Origin of the sequence: Pannonibacter phragmitetus (assembly GCF_050510895.1) — a bacterium.
Classification (GTDB): domain Bacteria; phylum Pseudomonadota; class Alphaproteobacteria; order Rhizobiales; family Stappiaceae; genus Pannonibacter; species Pannonibacter phragmitetus_B.
In genome coordinates this window covers 3,708,560-3,727,343 of sequence record NZ_JBNINT010000001.1, presented here as the reverse complement: position 1 = coordinate 3,727,343, position 18,784 = coordinate 3,708,560, and the positions used below count along the sequence as shown (strand labels likewise).

At 61.9% G+C, this 18,784-nt stretch carries 16 protein-coding genes and 3 pseudogenes; 13 read left to right on the top strand and 6 right to left on the bottom strand.

Translation table 11 applies throughout. From position 1 onward, the window contains the following. Positions 1-88 precede the first annotated feature (88 nt). Positions 89-367 (top strand): annotated as a pseudogene (locus tag ACQB61_RS17895) (MarR family winged helix-turn-helix transcriptional regulator); the annotation flags it as partial. Next, positions 364-1,234: pseudogene (locus tag ACQB61_RS17890) on the top strand (amidohydrolase family protein). The pseudogenes ACQB61_RS17895 and ACQB61_RS17890, both read left to right, overlap by 4 nt. Positions 1,235-1,310: 76 nt before the next feature. On the opposite strand, the gene ACQB61_RS17885 reads toward ACQB61_RS17890, so the two are convergent. The 3 genes from ACQB61_RS17885 to ACQB61_RS17875 all read right to left on the bottom strand — a co-directional run bounded on the left by ACQB61_RS17885 (position 1,311) and on the right by ACQB61_RS17875 (position 4,071). Further along, positions 1,311-2,312 (bottom strand): adenosine kinase, encoded by a 1,002-nt coding sequence (locus tag ACQB61_RS17885; RefSeq protein ID WP_430513719.1) that lies wholly within the window; start codon positions 2,310-2,312, stop codon positions 1,311-1,313. Between the two features lie 57 nt (positions 2,313-2,369). Beyond that, a complete protein-coding gene (locus ACQB61_RS17880) occupies positions 2,370-3,260 on the bottom strand; it encodes a prephenate dehydratase (protein WP_430513718.1) in 891 nt (296 codons plus the stop codon). 76 nt (positions 3,261-3,336) lie between these two features. Continuing rightward, a complete protein-coding gene (locus ACQB61_RS17875) occupies positions 3,337-4,071 on the bottom strand; it encodes a 3-deoxy-manno-octulosonate cytidylyltransferase (protein ID WP_430513717.1) in 735 nt (244 codons plus the stop codon). 197 nt (positions 4,072-4,268) lie between these two features. On the opposite strand from ACQB61_RS17875, the gene ACQB61_RS17870 reads away from it, so the two are divergent. The 11 genes and pseudogenes from ACQB61_RS17870 (at position 4,269) to ACQB61_RS17820 (ending at position 15,795) form a co-directional block, all read left to right on the top strand. Next, positions 4,269-4,814, top strand: coding sequence for a c-type cytochrome (locus ACQB61_RS17870; RefSeq protein WP_430514407.1), 546 nt, complete (start codon positions 4,269-4,271; stop codon positions 4,812-4,814). A 184-nt stretch (positions 4,815-4,998) separates the two neighbouring features. Beyond that, positions 4,999-5,220 carry a hypothetical protein gene (locus ACQB61_RS17865; RefSeq protein WP_430513716.1) on the top strand — a complete coding sequence of 74 codons (222 nt, stop codon included), beginning with the start codon at positions 4,999-5,001 and terminating at the stop codon, positions 5,218-5,220. Then, positions 5,217-5,954: an ABC transporter substrate-binding protein gene (locus tag ACQB61_RS17860; protein WP_430513715.1), complete on the top strand. Its 738-nt coding sequence runs from the start codon at positions 5,217-5,219 to the stop codon at positions 5,952-5,954. Before ACQB61_RS17865 ends, ACQB61_RS17860 begins: the two co-directional genes overlap by 4 nt. Beyond that, a complete protein-coding gene (locus ACQB61_RS17855) occupies positions 5,864-6,919 on the top strand; it encodes an extracellular solute-binding protein (protein WP_430514406.1) in 1,056 nt (351 codons plus the stop codon). Before ACQB61_RS17860 ends, ACQB61_RS17855 begins: the two co-directional genes overlap by 91 nt. Then, positions 6,916-8,850: an extracellular solute-binding protein gene (locus ACQB61_RS17850; RefSeq protein WP_430513714.1), complete on the top strand. Its 1,935-nt coding sequence runs from the start codon at positions 6,916-6,918 to the stop codon at positions 8,848-8,850. The genes ACQB61_RS17855 and ACQB61_RS17850 overlap by 4 nt, the downstream gene beginning before the upstream one ends. A gap of 52 nt (positions 8,851-8,902) precedes the next feature. Next, a complete protein-coding gene (locus tag ACQB61_RS17845) occupies positions 8,903-10,015 on the top strand; it encodes a microcin C ABC transporter permease YejB (protein WP_430513713.1) in 1,113 nt (370 codons plus the stop codon). Between the two features lie 3 nt (positions 10,016-10,018). After that, the gene (locus ACQB61_RS17840; RefSeq protein WP_430513712.1) at positions 10,019-11,173 is read left to right on the top strand and encodes an ABC transporter permease; all 1,155 of its coding nucleotides are present in this window, start codon (positions 10,019-10,021) and stop codon (positions 11,171-11,173) included. Positions 11,174-11,199: 26 nt separating this feature from the next. Beyond that, entirely contained in the window at positions 11,200-11,439 is a 240-nt protein-coding gene (locus tag ACQB61_RS17835) for a hypothetical protein (protein ID WP_430513711.1), read from the top strand. Then, complete coding sequence (locus tag ACQB61_RS17830) at positions 11,439-11,903, top strand: type II toxin-antitoxin system VapC family toxin (protein ID WP_430513710.1); 465 nt, start codon at positions 11,439-11,441, stop codon at positions 11,901-11,903. The genes ACQB61_RS17835 and ACQB61_RS17830 overlap by 1 nt, the downstream gene beginning before the upstream one ends. A 4-nt stretch (positions 11,904-11,907) precedes the next feature. Beyond that, positions 11,908-13,538: pseudogene (locus tag ACQB61_RS17825) on the top strand (ABC transporter ATP-binding protein). Positions 13,539-13,842: 304 nt separating this feature from the next. Then, positions 13,843-15,795: a methyl-accepting chemotaxis protein gene (locus ACQB61_RS17820; protein ID WP_430513709.1), complete on the top strand. Its 1,953-nt coding sequence runs from the start codon at positions 13,843-13,845 to the stop codon at positions 15,793-15,795. A gap of 113 nt (positions 15,796-15,908) precedes the next feature. On the opposite strand, the gene ACQB61_RS17815 is transcribed toward ACQB61_RS17820, so the two are convergent. From ACQB61_RS17815 to nudC, 3 genes are all read right to left on the bottom strand, one after another. After that, positions 15,909-17,120: a lytic murein transglycosylase gene (locus tag ACQB61_RS17815; protein WP_430513708.1), complete on the bottom strand. Its 1,212-nt coding sequence runs from the start codon at positions 17,118-17,120 to the stop codon at positions 15,909-15,911. A 100-nt stretch (positions 17,121-17,220) separates the two neighbouring features. Next, complete coding sequence (locus ACQB61_RS17810) at positions 17,221-17,811, bottom strand: histidine phosphatase family protein (RefSeq protein WP_430513707.1); 591 nt, start codon at positions 17,809-17,811, stop codon at positions 17,221-17,223. Further along, complete coding sequence (gene nudC / locus ACQB61_RS17805) at positions 17,808-18,764, bottom strand: NAD(+) diphosphatase (protein WP_430513706.1); 957 nt, start codon at positions 18,762-18,764, stop codon at positions 17,808-17,810. Before nudC ends, ACQB61_RS17810 begins: the two co-directional genes overlap by 4 nt. Between the last annotated feature and the right edge of the window lie 20 nt (positions 18,765-18,784).

The window sequence follows — 18,784 nt, the reverse complement described above, 5'->3', positions numbered from 1 at the left end:
GTTCTTTGCCGATGGCGCTGAACTGATGATGAAGCCCGGTGAGTTTTCCGTGCTTTGGGTTATCTCCTGCAATCCGGGCATTCGCCAGAGCGCGCTGGGCAACCGGCTGATGATCAAGCGGGCGCATATGACCAAGCTCATCCGCGCCTTCGAGGATCAGGGGCTTGTCTCCCGCCGGGTTCCGGACGAGGACCGCCGTGCGGTGGAGCTGACACTGACGGCGGAAGGTGAGGATCTGGTGGAGCGGACGAGCCGCTGGTTCTTCCGCCACGAGGAACGAATTGGTGCCAATCTGGCCGCAGAGGAGCGGGACCAGCTGGTACATCTGTTGCGCAAGTTCACCGGGATTGAAGGGAGGCCTGAATGAATATCGACGATCTTATTGCCATCGATTTTCACACCCACGCGGAAGAGCCCTGCTGCGGCCCCCGCGATGACGGCTATGACGAGTTTCAGGCCGGCATGGCCAAGTACTTCCGCAATCCGGTGTCGCACAATCATCTGCCCACTGTGCAGGAGACGGCGGATTATTTTCGCGAGCGCAAGATTGGCGCAGTGATCTTCCCTGTCGATGCGGAGCGCGAAACCGGCTTCCGCCGTTATGACAATGAGGAAGTCGCCCGGATCGCTGCCGAGAACAGTGACATCCTCATCCCCTTTGCTTCCATCGATCCGGCCAAGGGCAAGGCCGGTGCCCGCGAGGCGCGCCGTCTGGTGCGTGAGTTCGGGGTGCGGGGCTTCAAGTTCCACCCCACCATGCAGGGCTTCTACCCCAACGACCGGTCGGCCTATGTGCTTTATGAGGCCATTGCCGAGGAGGGGCGATTGCCCTGTTCCACACCGGCCAGACGGGTGTCGGTGCGGGCATGCCTGGCGGCATGGGAATGCGGCTGAAGTATTCCAACCCGATGTATCTCGACGATGTGGCGGTGGACTTCCTGACATGCCTATCGTGCTGGCGCACCCTTCCTTCCCCTGGCAGGAAGAGGCCCTGTCTGTGGCGACCCACAAGCCGAACGTCTACATCGACATGTCCGGCTGGTCGCCGAAATATTTCCCGCCGATCCTGGTGAAATATGCAAACAGCCTCTTGAAGCACAAGATGCTGTTCGGCTCCGACTGGCCGGCCATCACGCCGGACCGCTGGCTTGCCGATTTCGAGCAGATCGACATCCGCGACGACGTGCGCCCGCTGATCCTCAAGGAAAACGCAAGGCGCCTGCTGAAGCTCTGAAGCCTCGCAGTATCACCCAAAGAAAACACCCGGTGCCATGGCACCGGGTGTTTGCGTTTTCAGGTGGCGATCGGCCTCAAAGCGTGAAGCCGTTGTCCGTGGCAAGAGACTTGAGGTTCTTCTGCGGGCGGGCGCCGACATGGGCGATGACCTCAGAGGCGCACAGGCAGCCAAGGCTGGCGGAGGTTGCCAGATCGAGATCATGGGCAAGGCCATAGAGGAAGCCGGAGGCGAAGAGATCGCCTGCGCCGGTCAGGTCCAGGACCTCGCTTACCTCGTTGGCGCGCACATGCACGGTTTCCTCGCGGGTGATGGCCATGGCGCCATCCTCACCGCGGGTCAGGGCCGTCAGCTTGCAGCTCCCGGCTGCAGCGCGGATGGCCGTGTCGATGTCGGCAGTCTGGTAGAGCGCCTTCAGCTCGTGCTCGTTGGCAAACATCAGATCCACCACGCCATCGCGCAGCAGTCCCAGAAACTCGCTGCGGAAGCGGTCAACGCAGAAGGAATCGGACAGGGAAAGGGCGACCATCCGGCCATTTTCATGGGCGATCCGGGCCGCCTGCAGGAAGGCCTCCTTGGCGGCAGGGGGATCCCACAGATAGCCTTCCATGTAGGTGACGGCGGAGGCTCCGACGACCGCCGGATCAACATCTGCCGGGGTCAGTTCGACGCAGGCGCCCAGGTAGGTGTTCATGGTGCGCTCGCCATCCGGTGTGATCAGGATCATGGACCGGGCGGTCGGCACGCTGTCCACCAGCGGGGCTGTTTCGAAATGCACGCCTGTGCCCTTCATGTCGTGGGCGTAGCTGGCGCCCAGAACATCGTTGGCCACCTTGCCAAGATAGGCCGGCTTGCCGCCCAGCGACGCAATGCCTGCCGCCGTGTTGCCCGCGCTGCCGCCCGAGATCAGCACGGTTTGGCCCATACGCTCATAAAGGCGCAGTGCTTCTGCCGTGTCGATGAGGCGCATGGAGCCCTTCACAAGGTTCTCCCGCACGAGGAAATCCTCTTCCACATGGGCGAAGACGTCACAGATGGCATTGCCGATGCACAGGGCATCAAAGGCCGGTTTGGTCATAGAGCAGTCCACAGTTGCCGGGCCGCGCAGACGGTGCGCGGCCGCAAGGATTGGAGATCAGACGGTTGGGGTCGGACGAAGGGCCCGGTTGGCCTCAGGCTCGCGGATCTTCTCTCGGAAGGGGCTGGCCCGGTAGACGCCGAGGATCTTCAGTTCGGCGCAATAGAAGGCGAGCTCCTCAAGCGCCAGTGCCACGGACGGATCATCCGGATGGCCCTCGACATCGGCATAGAACATCGAGGCGAAGAACTGGCCTTCCAGCTGGTAGGATTCCAGCTTGGTCATGTTCACGCCATTCGTGGCAAAGCCGCCGAGTGCCTTGTAGAGCGCAGCCGGCACGTTTCGGACGCGGAAGATGAAGGTGGTGATGACCGGCTGGCCGTTGTTGGCGGCACGTGCCGGACTGCGCGAGAGAATGAGGAAGCGCGTCGTGTTGTGCTCCGCGTCTTCCACATTGCGCTTCAGGATATCGAGGCCATAGACATCCGCCGCCATTTCCGGGGCGAGCGCTGAGGCCGTCATGTCGCCGCTTTCGGCGATCTGGCGGGCAGAGCCGGCAGTGTCCGCGCCAACGATGGCTTTGAGGCCAAGCTCGCGGATGATGTTGCGGCACTGGCCCAGAGCCATGACGTGGCTCTGCACGCTTTTCAGCCCGTCCAGCGTTGCGCCCTTCAGCGCCATCAGCTGGAAGCGGATCGGCATGAAATACTCGCCGATGATGTGCAGGCTGGAGCGCGGCAGCAGGTAATGGATATCGGCCACACGGCCCGCGATGGAATTCTCCACCGGGATCATGCCGAAATCGGCCTCACCCGATTCCATGGCGGTAAAGCAGTCCTCAAACGTCGCGCAAGGAATGGCCTGGTAATCCGGATAAACGCTGTGGCAGGCCATGTGCGAATTGGCACCGGTCTCGCCCTGGAATACGATTTTCTTGCGGTCAGACATGGACGTCCGCTTTCTGCTGTTTGAGGCTCTCTGCGATTAAAGAGGAAGTGCCCGAAGGGCAAGGCCGGAAGAGGGCTTAGCGCCCCTCGAACAGCTTGCGCACGTGATCGAGGTCCTCGGGCGTGTTCACGTCGATGGGGACAGTCGGCGTGAGGCACACATCGATTCGCATGCCATCTTCCAGAGCGCGCAGCTGCTCCAGCTTTTCCCGCAGCTCCAGGCCGGATGGCGGCAGCGAGACAAACCGGTCGAGTGCGCTGCGCCGGTAGGCATAGACGCCAATGTGCTGGTAGAGCGGACCGGGGCCGGTGGGAGCCGTTGCCCGGGTGAAATAGAGGGCGCGGTAGCGCTCGCCTTCCACCGGTGTCACCACGGCCTTTACAAAGGCCGGGTTGGTGCGGCCCTCTTCGGTGCGGATTTCGGTCATGATGGTGCCGATATCAACCGACGGATCGGCCAGCGGCAGGAAGGCCGCGCGGGCAGCTTCCGGCGCAATCAGCGGCACATCGCCCTGCAGGTTCAGCACCACATCGAACTTGCGCTCCGGATCAAGGATATTCGCTGCTTCCTGAATGCGGTCCGAGCCGGACTGGTGATCTGCACTGGTCATGACGGCGTGGCCGCCGTGGTCGCTGACGGCCTCGAAGATGCGCTGGTCATCGCAGGCAACGGCAACCGGGCCGATATCGACGGCCAGAGCCTGCTCCAGAACCCGCACGATCATGGGTTTGCCAGCTATGTCTGCAAGGGGTTTTTCCGGCAAACGAGTCGCTGCCAGACGCGAGGGAATAATAACAAGTGCCGATGTCACGCCTTGCTCCGGGTGCTGCCGGGCCTCAAGTTCTGCGGCATAATGCGTAGAAGGCCCAATTTCCTTGTGCCGGGACTTTTATACCTATGGACAGCGGCGTCAAAAAATTTGTAGTTTCCAGCCCAAATTCATGGAGCAGATTATGGCCTCGCTTCTGGGGGCGGGCCATGGACGCGTTAATCTGGAGCCAGACCCTTATGGATTCCTTCGAGCTGAACAAGGCCGCAGGTGCGGTTTTGATGGTGCTTCTTCTGACGATGGGCGTGGGTATCGCCTCTGATGTGATTTTTGAGACCGAGGTGCCGGAAAAGCCTGGGTATGAAATCGAAGTGGCTGAGGCCGCTTCCGGCGAGGCTGCGCCCGCTGCCGCCGAAGCTGTTCCGCTGCCGCAGCTGCTGGCTGCTGCTTCCGTGGCCGATGGAGAGAAGGCCTCGAAGAAGTGCGCTGCCTGCCACAGCTTTGAAAAGGGCGGCCCGAACAAGGTCGGCCCCGATCTCTGGGGCGTAGTCGGCCGTGCGCCGGGCGCACATGAAGGTTTTGGCTATTCGGCAGCCATGAAGGCTTATGGCGAAACCCATCCAGCCTGGACCATCGAAGAGCTGGATGCCTTCATCGAGAACCCGAAGGCACACATGCCGGGGACGGCCATGGGCTTTGCTGGACTGAAGAAGCCGGAAGAGCGCGCTGCGATGCTGGTGTATCTGAACAGCCTGTCAGACAACCCGGCTCCGCTGCCGCAGTAAGCTGTACGGCATTGGAAAATCAGGAACCGCGCCTCCCAGGGCGCGGTTTTTGTTTGTGCTTCTGGCTGTGACCTCTGGTTAAATTTCTGTCATCTCCCGTTTTATCCGGTGACGGCACGGCACATCGCCTTTTACTATAGCGGCGGTTGCGGCTGATTTGAGCTTGCGGCGGGCTGAATTCTCCATGGCCTGGCTGGCAGGCGGACCGCTGGACAGGAGAACAGTTGATGATGCTAGCCCGCAAGGCTTCCTTCCGTGCATTGATGACAGCGGCAGTCATGACCCTGGCTTGCTGGCAAATGACCGGGGGCAGGCAAGGGCAGCAGAGGAGCCGCAATGGCGCCATGCCACGGCGCTCACCGGTGAGCCGCGCTACGGGGCCGATGCCCCCACTTCAACTACGTGAACCCGGATGCCCCCAAGGGCGGTACGGTCAAGTTGTCTTCCATTGGCGGCTTCGACAATTTCAACGTGCTTGCCCCGCGCGGCAATCTCGCGACCGGCCTTGGCCTCATCTACGAAAGCCTGATGGAATCCTCGCTGGACGAGGTTGATATCAGCTCGATGTATGGCGTCATTGCCGAGGCCATGCGCTATCCGGACGATTACTCCTGGGTCGAGTACCGGCTCAATCCCAAGGCCCGCTGGCAGGACGGCACGCCCATCACGCCGCAGGATGTGATCTGGTCCTTTGAAAAGGCGACCGAGCTCAGCCCGCAGCAGAAGTTTTACTACAAGGACGTGAGCAAGGTTGAGGAGTTGCCCGGCGGTATCGTGCGCTTCAGCTTCGCCACCACCGGCAACCGGGAATTGCCGCATACGGTTGGTCAGGTCCTCGTGCTGCCGAAGCACTGGTGGGAGGGCACGGACGCCAAGGGCAACAAACGCGACATTTCCCGCACCACGCTTGAGCCTCCGCTCGCCTCTGGCCCTTACCGGATGAAGAGCTTTGTCGCCAACCGCGAAGTCGTCTATGAGCGCGTCAAGGACTACTGGGGGAAGACCTGCCGATCCGGGTGGGCACCAACAACTTCGACGAAGTCCGCTACATTTCCTTCCTCGACCGCACGGTTGCCTTCGAGGGGTTCAAGGGCGGTCAGTATGACTTCCACGTGGAGAACAGCGCCAGCGCCTGGCTGAAGAACTATGACTTCCCCGCCGTGCGCGATGGCCGTGTGGTGAAGGAAGAATTTGTCGATCACGGGTCGGGCCGGATGCAGGCCTTCGTGCCGAACCTGCGGCTGAAGAAGTTCCAGGACCCGCGCGTGCGGATGGCACTGAACTATGCCTTTGATTTCGAAACCGGCAACACCATCATTTCCGGCGGGCTCAACAAGCGGATCAACTCCTATTTCGCCGGTACCGATGTGCTGGAAGCCAAGGGTCTGCCCGAGGGCAGGGAACTGGAAATTCTGGAAACTGTCCGCGATGAGGTTCCGCCGGAGGTCTTCACCGAGCCTTACACGAATCCTGTTGGCGGCTCGCCGGAAAAGGTGCGCGCCAACCTGCGCGAGGCAGTGAAGCTGCTGCGCGAGGCGGGCTATACCCTCAAGGGCGGCAAGATGGTGGATGAGCAGGGCAATCCGCTCTCCTTCGAGATGCTCTATTTTGATCAGGGCGCGGAGCGCACGCTTTTGCCCTATCAGCAGAACCTCCGGGACATCGGCATAACGATGACCTTGCGGGTTGTTGATATGCCCCAGTACATCAACCGGGTGAACAGCCGCGACTTCGAGATGACCACCCTGGTCTGGGCGCAATCCCTGTCGCCGGGCAACGAACAGCGCAACATGTGGGGCTCGGACTCGGCGGACCGCGAGAATTCGCAGAATTACGCCGGCATCCGGAACCCGGCCGTGGACAAGCTGATCGACAGGGTCATTTTCGCCAAGGACCGCGATGAGCTTGTGGCCGCCACACGGGCGCTGGACCGGGTGCTGCTCTGGAACCACTACGTGATCCCGCAATTCTACGCTGATGTGGACCGGACGGCCCGCTGGAACCGCTTCGGCCATCCGGAGAAAATGCCCGAGTTCACCTACGGTTTCCCAACGATCTGGTGGTATGACACCAGCCTGGCAGCCAAGACGGGAGGCGCGCAATGAGCCGCTCTGACACCCTTTCCCGCCGTTCCATCCTCAAGCTGGGCGCTTCGGCTTCCGCGCTCGGTGTCCTGCCCTGGGGCGCTTCAGCCCTGGCGCAAGGGGTCAGTCCTGCGGCAGCTGATGCTGCGGCCACAGCAGCTGCGGAAGCGGCGGCAAGGCCAGATCTGCGTCACGGATTGTCGGTCTTCGGCGACCTGAAATATGAACCCGGCTTCACGGCCTTCGATTATGTGAACCGGGCTGCCCCGAAGGGCGGGCGGATCGTCTTCACGCCGCCCAGCTGGGGGTTCAATCAGAACCCGCAGACCTTCAACACCTTCAATACCTTCATCCTGAAGGGCGATGCGCCGCCGCGCATGGAAATGTGCTTCGACACGCTGATGGCGCGGGCTCTGGACGAGCCGGATGCCATGTACGGCATGCTGGCCTCAGGCGTCGAAATCCTCGACAAGGGCAACCGCTATGTCTTCCACCTGCGGCCGGAAGCCGTCTTTCATGATGGCTCGCGCCTGACGGCGGAGGACGTGGCCTTCTCCTTCAATCTGCTGAAGGAGAAGGGGCACCCGCTGATCAGCCAGATGCTGCAGGAATTCACCATCGCAAATGCGCTGGATGAATCGCGGGTGGAAGTGATCTTCTCCGGCAGGCAGAGCCGCCAGCTGCCGTTGACGGTCGCGGGACTGCCGGTCTTCTCCAAGCGCTATTACACAGCCTATGACTTCACCCAATCGACGCTGACGCCGCCGCTGTCCTCAGGCCCCTACAAGGTGGGCAAATATGAGGTTGGCCGCTTCATCGAATATGAGCGGGTGAAGGACTGGTGGGCCAAGGATCTGCCCGTCAATGTGGGGCAGGGCAATTTCGATGTGATCCGGCTGGAGTTCTTCCGCGAGCGCCAGGTGGCTTTCGAGGCCTTCAAGAAGGGCGTGATGACCTTTCAGGAGGAATTCACCTCCAAGACATGGGCAACCGAGTACAATTTCCCTGCCGTCAACGATGGCCGGGTGCTGAAGAAGGAATTTCCGGACAACCGCCCGAGCGGGGCTCAGGGCTGGTTCTTCAACACCCGCCTGCCGAAATTCTCCGACCCGCGGGTGCGCGAGGCCATCGGCCTTGCCTTCGATTTTGAATGGTCGAACCAGAACCTCTTTTACGGCTCTTACACGCGCAGCCAGTCCTTCTTCCAGAATTCAACGATGATGGCCGAAGGCAAGCCTTCGCCGGAGGAACTGGCGCTGCTCGAGCCTTTCCGGGCGGATCTGCCTGAATCTGTCTTTGGTGATGTCTATGTGGCTCCGGTGTCCGATGGCTCGGGCAATGATCGCAATCTGCTGCGCCGCGCCGCCGGCCTTCTGGCTGAGGCTGGGCTGAAGCGGGATGGCGGGACGCTGCTTGGCACTGACGGCAAGCCCTTCACCATCGAGTTCCTCGACAATTCGCCCGCCTTTGATCGCGTGGTACAGCCCTATATCACCAATCTGCGCCGCCTTGGCATTGCGGCGACTTCGCGGCTGGTGGATCCAGCCCAGTATCAGTCAAGGCTGAATGACTTCGATTTCGAATTGACCGGCCGCCGCTTTGCCCTTTCGCCAACGCTGGGTGATTCTGCCCGCGATTTCTGGGGCAGCAAGTCTGCGGCCACCAAGGGCAGCTACAACATGGCCGGCATCAGCAGCCCGGTGATCGATGCCTTGCTTGAAAAGGCTATCGGAGCAACTTCCCGCGAGGAGATGAACACAGCTGCCCGGGCCCTCGACCGTGTGCTGCGGGCGTCGCATTACTGGGTGCCGCAGTGGTTCAAGCCTTTTCACACGGTGGCAATCTGGGATGTGTTCGGTTATCCGGAGGAGCCGCCGTTCTATGATTTCCCGGTGGAATCGACCTGGTGGTTTGACACCGAAAAGGCACAGAAGATTGGCATGGGCGGCTGAGAGGCACTGACGCTTTTCATCCATCCCGGCACAAGGGCACAAGACCAGACACATGGGCGCCTATATCCTCCGCCGCTTGCTCCTCATGATCCCGACGCTGGTCGGCATCATGGCGATCAACTTCGTCATCATCCAGTTTGCCCCCGGCGGGCCGGTGGAGCGGGTCATTGCCCAGCTTTCCGGCACCGATGTCTCGGCCACGTCGCGCATCAGCGGCGGCGGCGGAGATTTCAGCGGCGCAGGCGGCCAGACCCAGGCAACGGCCGGCGACAGCATCAGCTCCAAATACCGTGGGGCGCAGGGGCTCGATCCGGATTTCATCAAGCAGCTTGAGGCACAATTCGGCTTCGACAAGCCGCCGCTGGAGCGGTTCCTCACCATGCTGTGGAATTATGCCCGCTTCGATTTCGGCGAGAGCTATTTCCGCGACATCCGCATCATCGACCTGATCAAGGAAAAACTGCCGGTTTCCATGTCGCTCGGCTTATGGATGACGCTGATTTCCTACACGATTTCCATTCCGCTTGGCATCCGCAAGGCGGTGAAGGACGGCACGCGCTTCGACATCTGGACCTCAGGGGTGATCATCGTCGCCTATGCGATCCCGAGCTTCCTCTTTGCCGTGCTGCTGATCGTGCTGTTTGCCGGCGGGTCCTTCTATGACTGGTTCCCGCTGCGCGGTCTCACCTCCGACAATTGGGAGCAGTTGTCCCTCTTCGGCAAGATCGCGGATTACTTCTGGCACATGACCCTGCCGCTGGCGGCCATGGTGCTCTCTGCCTTTGCCACGACGACCTTGCTTACCAAGAACTCGTTTCTCGACGAGATCCGCAAGCAATATGTCATTACGGCCCGTTCCAAGGGCCTGACCGAGCGCCAGGTGCTTTATGGCCATGTGTTCCGCAACGCGATGCTGATCGTCGTCGCAGGCTTCCCCGGCGCCTTCATCTCGTCCTTCTTCGCCGGTTCCCTGCTGATCGAAACCATCTTCTCCCTCGACGGTCTGGGGTTGCTCGGCTTTGAATCCGTCATCAACCGGGACTATGCGGTGGTCTTTGCGACGCTCTACATTTTCTCGCTCATGGGGCTTCTGGTGAACCTCCTTTCCGATCTCACCTACACCTGGATCGATCCACGGATCGACTTTGAAAGCCGGGAGGTCTGAGCCATGGACAGCACCAGCACGGCATCCGCGTCTCCCGAGGCAGCGCCGGCCCCGCGCGGCCGCTTCTCCCTTTCGCCGATCAACCGCCGCAGGCTCGCCAATTTCCGGGCGAACCGGCGTGGCTACTGGTCGCTCTGGATCTTCCTCGTGCTCTTTGGCCTGTCGCTCTGTGCCGAGGTGCTTGTCAATGACAAGCCGGTGCTCGTCTCCTACAAGGGCGAGCTGCTATCCCCGGTTCTGGTCGATTATCCGGAAGAAAAATTCGGCGGCTTTCTCGCTGTCACCGATTACCGCGATCCCTTCATTCAGGACGAGATCAACGCCAACGGCTGGATGATCTGGCCGCCGGTGCGTTATTCCTACCGGACGGTCAACCGCGACATTCCGGTCCCGGCCCCGGCGCCGCCCTCCTGGATGATGGACAAGGAGCAGCGCTGTGCCCGTTATCCGCTGGGAGCGGAAGATCCCGGCTGCACAATGGGCAACTGGAACTGGCTCGGCACGGACGATCAGGGCCGCGACATCCTCGCCCGCCTCGTCTACGGTTTCCGCATCTCGGTGATCTTTGGCCTCGTGCTCACCATCGCCTCCTCGGGCATAGGCATCGGCGCCGGTGCGGTACAGGGCTTCTACGGCGGTTGGGTGGATCTTCTGTTCCAGCGCTTCATCGAGATCTGGAGCGCCATTCCGACGCTCTACCTCATCCTGATCATCTCCTCCGTGCTGATACCTGGCTTCTGGACCCTGTTCTTCATCCTGCTCGCCTTCTCATGGGTGTCGCTTGTCGGCGTCGTGCGGGCGGAGTTCCTGCGCGGGCGGAATTTTGAATATATCGCTGCCGCCCGTGCGCTTGGTGTGTCCAACCGCACGATCATGTGGCGGCACCTCCTGCCCAACGCCATGGTGGCAACGCTGACCTTTATGCCCTTCATCCTCAATGGCTCGATCTCGACGCTGACGGCGCTGGACTTCCTGGGCTTCGGCCTGCCGCCCGGTTCCGCCTCGCTGGGGGAAATGCTGGCGCAGGGCAAGAACAACCTTCAGGCCCCCTGGATCGCCATCACCGGCTTCTTCGTCATCTCGCTGATGCTCAGCCTGCTGATCTTCATCGGCGAGGCGGTGCGCGACGCCTTCGATCCGCGCAAGAGTTTTGTGTGATAGACTTGCGCCAAAGGAGCGCAGCCATGAACAGGATCGTTAAGACCGGGTACCCGGTTGAAAAACTTCCCGAAGATCTGCGTGCAGGCCTTCCTGCCGGCACGCGCGTGCAGGTGACGGTGGAAGGGCCTGGACTGGATGAGCGGCGGGCTGAACATAGTCTGGAGGGGCTTTTTGCTCAGGTTCCTGCCGGGGTTCGGCTGTCTTCCAAGGCTCTTCAGGAGGCCCTTGATGCCGAGCGTGAAGGGTGGGGGCGGCAGAGCTGATGCTGCTTTACCTCGATACCATGGTGTTCATCAGCGCGATCGAGGGATTGGCTGACGATCCGGCCGCAGAATGCGCCCGGCAAATCCTGCGTATGGTAGCCAGTAGAAAACTGAGTGCCGTCACGAGCGAGCTGACGCTTGCCGAGGTTCTATCCTTCCGTTCAGCAGAGTTGAATGCTGAAGACCGGAACTTGATCCGCTCCACCTACGAAACGCTTCTGATAGATAGTGGCTGCGTTGCTCTGGTGCCTGTGCTCCGTGACCATATGTTTGTCGCAGCTGATCTGGCGACACGTCTTTCCGCAAAGGTCCGTCTGCCGGACAGGCTTCATCTGGCAGTGGCCCTCGCAGCAAACGCCACACATTTCATTTCTCTGGACCGGCGCCTGACGCCGCCTGCCCCGTTGCAGAAGCTTGGCCTTGATGAGGCCGCTCTGACGATGTTGAGAACCCAAGGTGCCTGACCCAATGACCGACACGCCGCTTCTTTCCGTCAAGGATCTCTGCACCGCCTTTACGCAAGGCGGAGCCACCAGCCTTGCGGTCAACAAGGTGAGCTTTGACATCCGCCCCGGCGAAACGCTGGCGCTGGTGGGGAAAGCGGATCGGGCAAGTCGGTGACGGCCATGTCGATCCTCAAGCTCCTGAACTATCCGGCAGCGTCCCATCCGGGCGGAACGATCCATTTCAAGGGCAAGGAGCTTGTCGCGGCCAGCGAAGATGAGATGCGCAAGCTTCGCGGCAACGACATTTCCATGATCTTCCAGGAGCCGATGACCTCGCTCAATCCGCTGCACACGGTGGAGCGGCAGATCGAGGAAATCCTCAAGGTCCATCGCGGCATGGGCGGCAAGGCCGCACGGGCACGGGTGCTGGAATTGCTGACGCAGGTGGGCATCCCGGAGCCGGAAACCCGCCTCGGCTCCTATCCGCACCAGCTTTCCGGTGGTCAGCGCCAGCGCGTGATGATCGCCATGACGCTCGCCAACGAGCCGGAGCTTTTGATTGCCGACGAGCCGACCACGGCCCTTGATGTGACCGTGCAGGCACAGATCCTGAAGCTTCTGAAGGACCTGCAGACGGCACGCGGCATGGCCATGCTGTTCATCACCCATGACCTTGGCATCGTGCGCAAGATCGCCGATCGGGTCTGTGTGATGACGAAAGGCCAGATCGTCGAGCAGGGGCCAGTGGAAGACGTGTTCCGCGATCCGCAGCACGCCTATACCCGCCATCTGCTGGCCGCAGAGCCCAAGGGCGAGCCGCCCGCCGAGGATCTGACGCGCCCGGTGGTGGTGGAGACGAAGGACCTGAAGGTCTGGTTTCCCATCCGCCGTGGCCTGCTGCGCCGCACCGTGGGCCACGTCAAGGCGGTGGATGGCATTGACCTCACGCTGCGCGAGGGACAGACGCTGGGCATCGTCGGCGAGAGCGGTTCCGGCAAGACGACGCTGGGCCTTGCCATCCTGCGCATGATCTCCTCGCAAGGCGCCATCCGCTTCAAGGACAAGACCATCTCCGGCCTGTCCTGGGATGACATGCGCCCGCTGCGGCGCGACATGCAGATCGTGTTCCAGGACCCCTTCGGCGCGCTCAGCCCCCGCATGTCCGTTGCCGATATCGTCGGCGAGGGCCTCAAGGTGCATCAGCCGCGCCTGAGCGAGGCAGAGCGTGACCGGCTGGTGGCAACGGCGCTTGAGGAAGTGGGGCTCGATGCCGCTTCCCGTTTCCGTTATCCGCATGAGTTTTCTGGCGGCCAGCGACAGCGCATTTCCATTGCCCGCGCTCTGGTGCTGGAGCCGAAATTCGTCATGCTGGACGAGCCGACCTCCGCCCTCGACATGAGCGTTCAGGCGCAGGTGGTGGACCTGTTGCGTGACCTGCAGAAGCGCCGTGGCCTTGCCTATCTCTTCATCTCGCATGACCTTAAGGTCGTGCGGGCGCTGGCCAATGACGTGATCGTCATGCGCCATGGCAAAGTGGTGGAGGCGGGCACCGCGTCGCAGGTCTTCACCAGTCCGGCCTCCGGTTATACCCGCGCCCTCATGTCCGCCGCCTTCAATCTTGAAACGGCTGATGCGGGATTGGTGAGTGAGTAGCCTGTTATTTTAACCTAGGTATTTGTGTTTACTCATGGGAATCTTCTCGAGTTTGTTTCTTTCGGAAGTTCTATTTCACTGAAAACCTTGCCTTCTGACCGGGGTTGACGGTCCAAATTTACGCTTCGTTATGTGCTGTCCCTGAGAGTTTGGGTCTGTTTCCTTCAGGGAATGAGACCGACTTCGGGGAGAGAACTGGCATGTTCGGGAAGAAGCGCAAGCCAGCGGCAACAACAGAAAAGCAGAACCTGTCCGTGCCCAAGACGGATGCCGCGGAAGAGCAGGGGAGCGCGCCGGTGCGCCCGTGAGCACGATCCGGACGGATGACAGCCTGTCCGGCCTCTCCCCCGCAGATCTTCAGATCCAAGGCTCAGCGCCCCGTCTGGTGCTTGCCTACGTCTCGCCGAATGTGGATTTCCAGACCGTGATGAGCCGCTTGCAGCGCCTTGCGGAAGGGGCCATGGTCATCGGCACGACCACGGCGGGAGAGCTGTGCGCTGAGGCGGGCGAGGGCGTTTACTGCAGTGCCTCGGGCAACTGGCGCTCCGTTGTGCTGCAGGTGTTTGGCGGTGCTCTCGTTGAAAAGGCCGAGATTTTTGCCGTGCCGCTGCACAGCGAGGACTTGCGCGGCGGGCAAAGGCCCCTTGACCGGGAAAGCCGGATTCACCGCATCATGTCCGGCCTTGAAAGCGTGCGTCCCTCCTTCCCGCTGGAAGCAAGGTCTGCCTTTGCGCTGACCTTCATCGACGGCTTATCGCTCTCCGAAAACTACTTCATGGAGGCTGTGTACCGCACCCGGCGGTTCCCCTGCTGCTTCATCGGTGGTTCGGCTGGCGGCACGCTGGAATTCAAGACCACACGGCTTTTCGACGGAAAGCGTGTGCTGGAGAACCATGCTGTCGTCGTCTTCATCAAGGTCGCCGAAGCCTACCGTTATGGCGTGATGCGCAGCCACAACTTCCGCAAGACGCAGACCCGCTTCGTCGTCGTGGATGCGGACATGGACCGGCGCACGGTGAGTGCGGTGATGGACCCGGCCTCGGGCCAGACCATTTCCCTTGTCCGCGCCCTGTCACAGGCGCTCGGCGTCACTCCGGACGGGCTGGAAAAGGCACTGCAGAACCGCACCTGCGGGGTTGAAATCGGCGGTGAAGTGTTCGTCCGCTCGATCTCCGGTATCGATCTCCAGAACGAAGTCATTACCTTCTACTGCGATATCGCGCCCGGTGATGCCCTCTACCTTCTGGAGGCTACCGGTTTCATCGAGCAGACCCGCCGGGACATCAGCCAGTTCCTGTCTGGCAAGCCGAAGCCGGTTGCCGTGATGATGAACGACTGCATCCTGCGGCGCCTGTCCAACGGACCGGAACTGCGCAATGCCACGGGGCTTTGGCCGGCGCCGGTCGCAGGGTTCTCCACGTTCGGCGAGCTTTTGGGCGTCAACATCAACCAGACCCTCGTTGCTCTCGTCTTCTTTGAAGATGATGGACGCGTCTGGAAGGACGACTTCATCGACAATTTCCCCATCCACTACGCCAGCTTTGTCGAGTATTTCACCCGCCGCCGCCTCAATCAGGTGCAGGTGCTGAATATGCTGCGCTCACAGGTGGTTGATGATATCGCCCACTATCTGGGGGCCTCCAGCCGGATCGAGAATGTCGTGACCGAGGTGTCGGAAGTCGGCAATGTGATCAACAACATCCGTGGTGCCATGGCTGGTGACAGCGGCTCCGCAAAGGGGGCGGAAGAAGACAAGTCCGCTCAGCTGGCCAGCAAGTTCGGCAGCGTGGCTGAATCGCTCAACTCCCTGCGCCAGGTGCTGGGCATCATCGACAACATCACCGCCCAGACCAACCTTCTCGCCCTCAACGCCACCATTGAAGCCGCCCGTGCCGGCGAGGCCGGCAAGGGCTTCAGTGTCGTTGCTGGGGAAGTGAAGAAGCTGGCCAACGACACCAAGGCATCGCTCGGCCACACCCAGAAGGCCATTGGCGATATTGAGGTGTCTCTGGGTGAATTGGGCGGAATCATTGACGCCACCCGTGACCAGTTCGCGCGCGAGGGCGAGCGCTACAAGCACATCGTCCTGCGGGTGGATGAGGTCTTCGCCCAGGCCGGCAACATCGAGCGGTCGCTGCAGGACCTGACCGAGATCAGTCAGATGCACCAGCAGGGCTCCGCGCAGGTCATGGACCGTATCGCTTTCCTCAAGCGTCTCGACGAGACGAGTGAGGGGCGTAATACCAGCTCTCGATGAGCTCAACTCATCGAGCTGGTTAAGCCTGTGCGGCGCCTGAGCAATTTCAAGGCGAGTTGCGCCAGCATCGAATGCCTTGGTATAAGGCCGCAGGGTGAGGGAGGGGGCCTCCCTCACTCCAGCCAGCATGTCGCCGGCCGGCCTGCCTTTTCCTGCATCATGCCAAGGGAGCGGCGGGTCTTGAAGCCGATGAGGCCGTCGGGTTTGCCCACGTCATAACCGGCCTTCTGCATTTTCAGCTGCAGGTCACGTACGGCGCCGCGCGAAAGATGCGGCGTGGGGTCCCAGCGCGCATCAAAGCCTTCGTCGCGGCCGTACCGGTCGGCCAGATGGCCTACGAAGAGGGCGTAGACGTCGCTCTCGTTATAGGCCTTCAGAACATAGAAGTTGCCGGTGGCCAGAAAGGCCGGGCCATGGCGCCCGGCGGGCATCAGGATATTGGCGGGCTTGCCGAGCTCTGCCTTTGGAAACTCGCGCCCGCGCACGCGGGTGACGCCCTCACGGACAAAGCGGGAGATGGCCTGCTGCTGGTCCGGCCCCTCGCGGGAACAGGAGACAGACGGCGGCAGGACCACCTCATAGCCCCAGTCGCGCCCACGCTCCCAGCCATGCTGGCTGAGATAGTTGGCGATAGACGCCAGCGTATCGGGGACGGAGCGCCAGATGTCGCGTCGGCCGTCGCCATCGAAATCGACGGCATATTTCAGGAAGGAAGAGGGCAGGAACTGCGGCTGGCCCATGGCACCGCCCCAGGAGCTCTTCAGTTCAGTACGGGTGATGTGGCCATCGGCAAGGATCTGCAACGCGGCCACCGTTTCGTCCAGAAAGAACTCCCGCCGTTCGCCCATGAAAGCGCGGGTTGCGACAACGCGCAGGCCATCATGCGGGATCTTCGCAGCGCCATAGCCGGTCTCGCGGCCCCAGATGGCCAGGATGATCCGCGCCGGAACGCCGTAGTGCGCTTCCACGGCTTTCAGGGTGGCGGCATGTTTCTGCATCAGGGACCGGCCCGGGCCCGCCAGAGCGCGAAACTGCTTGTCCTGAAAGTAGCCGCCGGGGGCCTTGAACTCGGCCTGGAAATTGACGGCGGCGGGGGCTTCCGGCCGGTCAGGGCGGCTGAGGCCGGGTAATTTCTCATCCGGTGTCAGGCCGGAGAGTTCCCGGTCGATCACGGATTGGGGCACTCCGGCAGCGCGGGCCGCGGGCGCCACCTTGTCTGAGAGGAAGGCACGGAACTCGGCCTCGTAGGCAGCCTGCGCCGGGTTCGTGACGGTGCAGATGGCAACAAGGCTGGCAACAAGAGCTGCAAGACGCAGGGTCAGCATGGGTAATCCGGGCTGTTCAAGGAGCTTCAGTGTCGCTCGAAGCGGCTGATTCGGCCAGACCGCGTCAGGCGTGGCTGATGCAGGGCATCACAGATGGCCCTCAGAGCGCAATCCAGTCGAGGCCCGAGGCCTCGCGCCGGTCGAGATCCTGCGGATCAAAGGCATACCAGTTGCCGCCCGACCGCTGGTCATGGGCGCGGTCAATGGGCAGGCCGAGGAGGTGGCACTTCAACAGCGTGCCCACTGCGCCATGCCCGCAAAAGAGCACGCCGTCCGTCTCCGGAACGGCCGCCAGAACGGACCGGACGGCCCCGGTGATCCGGGCCTGGGCATCAATGGCACGCTCCCAGCCGCGCACGCTGACTTCTGGCTCTGCGAAAAAGGCATTGGCCACGTCTTCAAATTCGGCTGGCGGCAGAAACCCGGTCGCGGAGCGGTCATTCTCGTGGGTGGCTTCGACGATTGTGACGGCAAGTCCGCGGGCGGCGGCGAAGATTTCGGCCGTTTCGATGGCCTTGCGCTCGCCGCTCGAAACCACGTGGTGGATGCCGGCTGCCCATGACAGGAAAGGGGCCCGCTGTGCCCGCTGGCGTCCGGTTTCCGAGAGGCCCCATTCCGGCACAGGCACGGCTGGGTCGATCTGCACCTCCGGATGGGTGAGATAGACGCAGACGCGCCCGTTGCCCGTCATACGCCGTCCTCTGCCATCCATCCAGCAATCAGCTGATGGGCAATGGAAATGGGCGGCGGCGTGCGGTGGCCGAGCGGATGGGTGCCATCCATCATCTGGCGCACTTCTGCCCGGTCACACCAGCGGCAGGCTTCCAGCTCGTCCTGCTCGAAGGAGATTTCCTGCGTCAGCGCTTCGCCCGTACAGCCAAGCATCAGGTTGGCGGGGAAGGGCCATGGCTGGTTCAGCACGATGGAGACCTCGCCGACACGGATGCGCGATTCTTCGTAGGTCTCGCGCCGCACCGCATCTTCAATGGTCTCACCCGGCTCCATGAACCCTGCCAGAACGGTGAAGATGCCTTCCGCAAGGCGCGGCGGGCGGCCCAGCAGAACCTTGTCTTCATGGGTGATGAGCATGATCACCACAGGGTCGGTACGCGGGAAATGCATGGCGCCGCAGGCCGGGCAATCACGCCGGTAACCGGCTTCCGCCATGACGCTTTTCTGGCCGCAGCGCGAGCAAAACCGGTGGCTCATGTGCCAGTGCACAAGTGCACGCGTCTGGGCGAGTGCACCCAGATCGGCCTCCGGCAGATCGGCGCGGACGGCAAGACTGCGCAGATCGATGACTTCAAGATCCGGGCGGATTTCGAGCTCTTCGTCTGTCCCGGTGCAGGCAAAGGCGAACAGCGGGCGGCGCTGATCTCCTTCCAGACCAAGCAGAATGGCCTCCGCCGGATCAAAGCCCAACCGGTCGGCACCGGCCCGGCCGTGCCGGATCGACGGCGCGCCACTGTCGCGGGTCAGCACCAGCTTTCCTGCCGTCGAGGCCACGAAACGGGCGTCAGGCCGTGTCATCTGTTCAATGAGCCACTCCGTTTTGCCGCGCAGTTCCGAACAGCGGTCGAGCGGGTTCACGGTAAAGCTCATGCTGGCCGGCGTGTTCGCCAGGGCCACAGCGTCAGATGCCATCAGTTCAGTCTCCTCGGAAA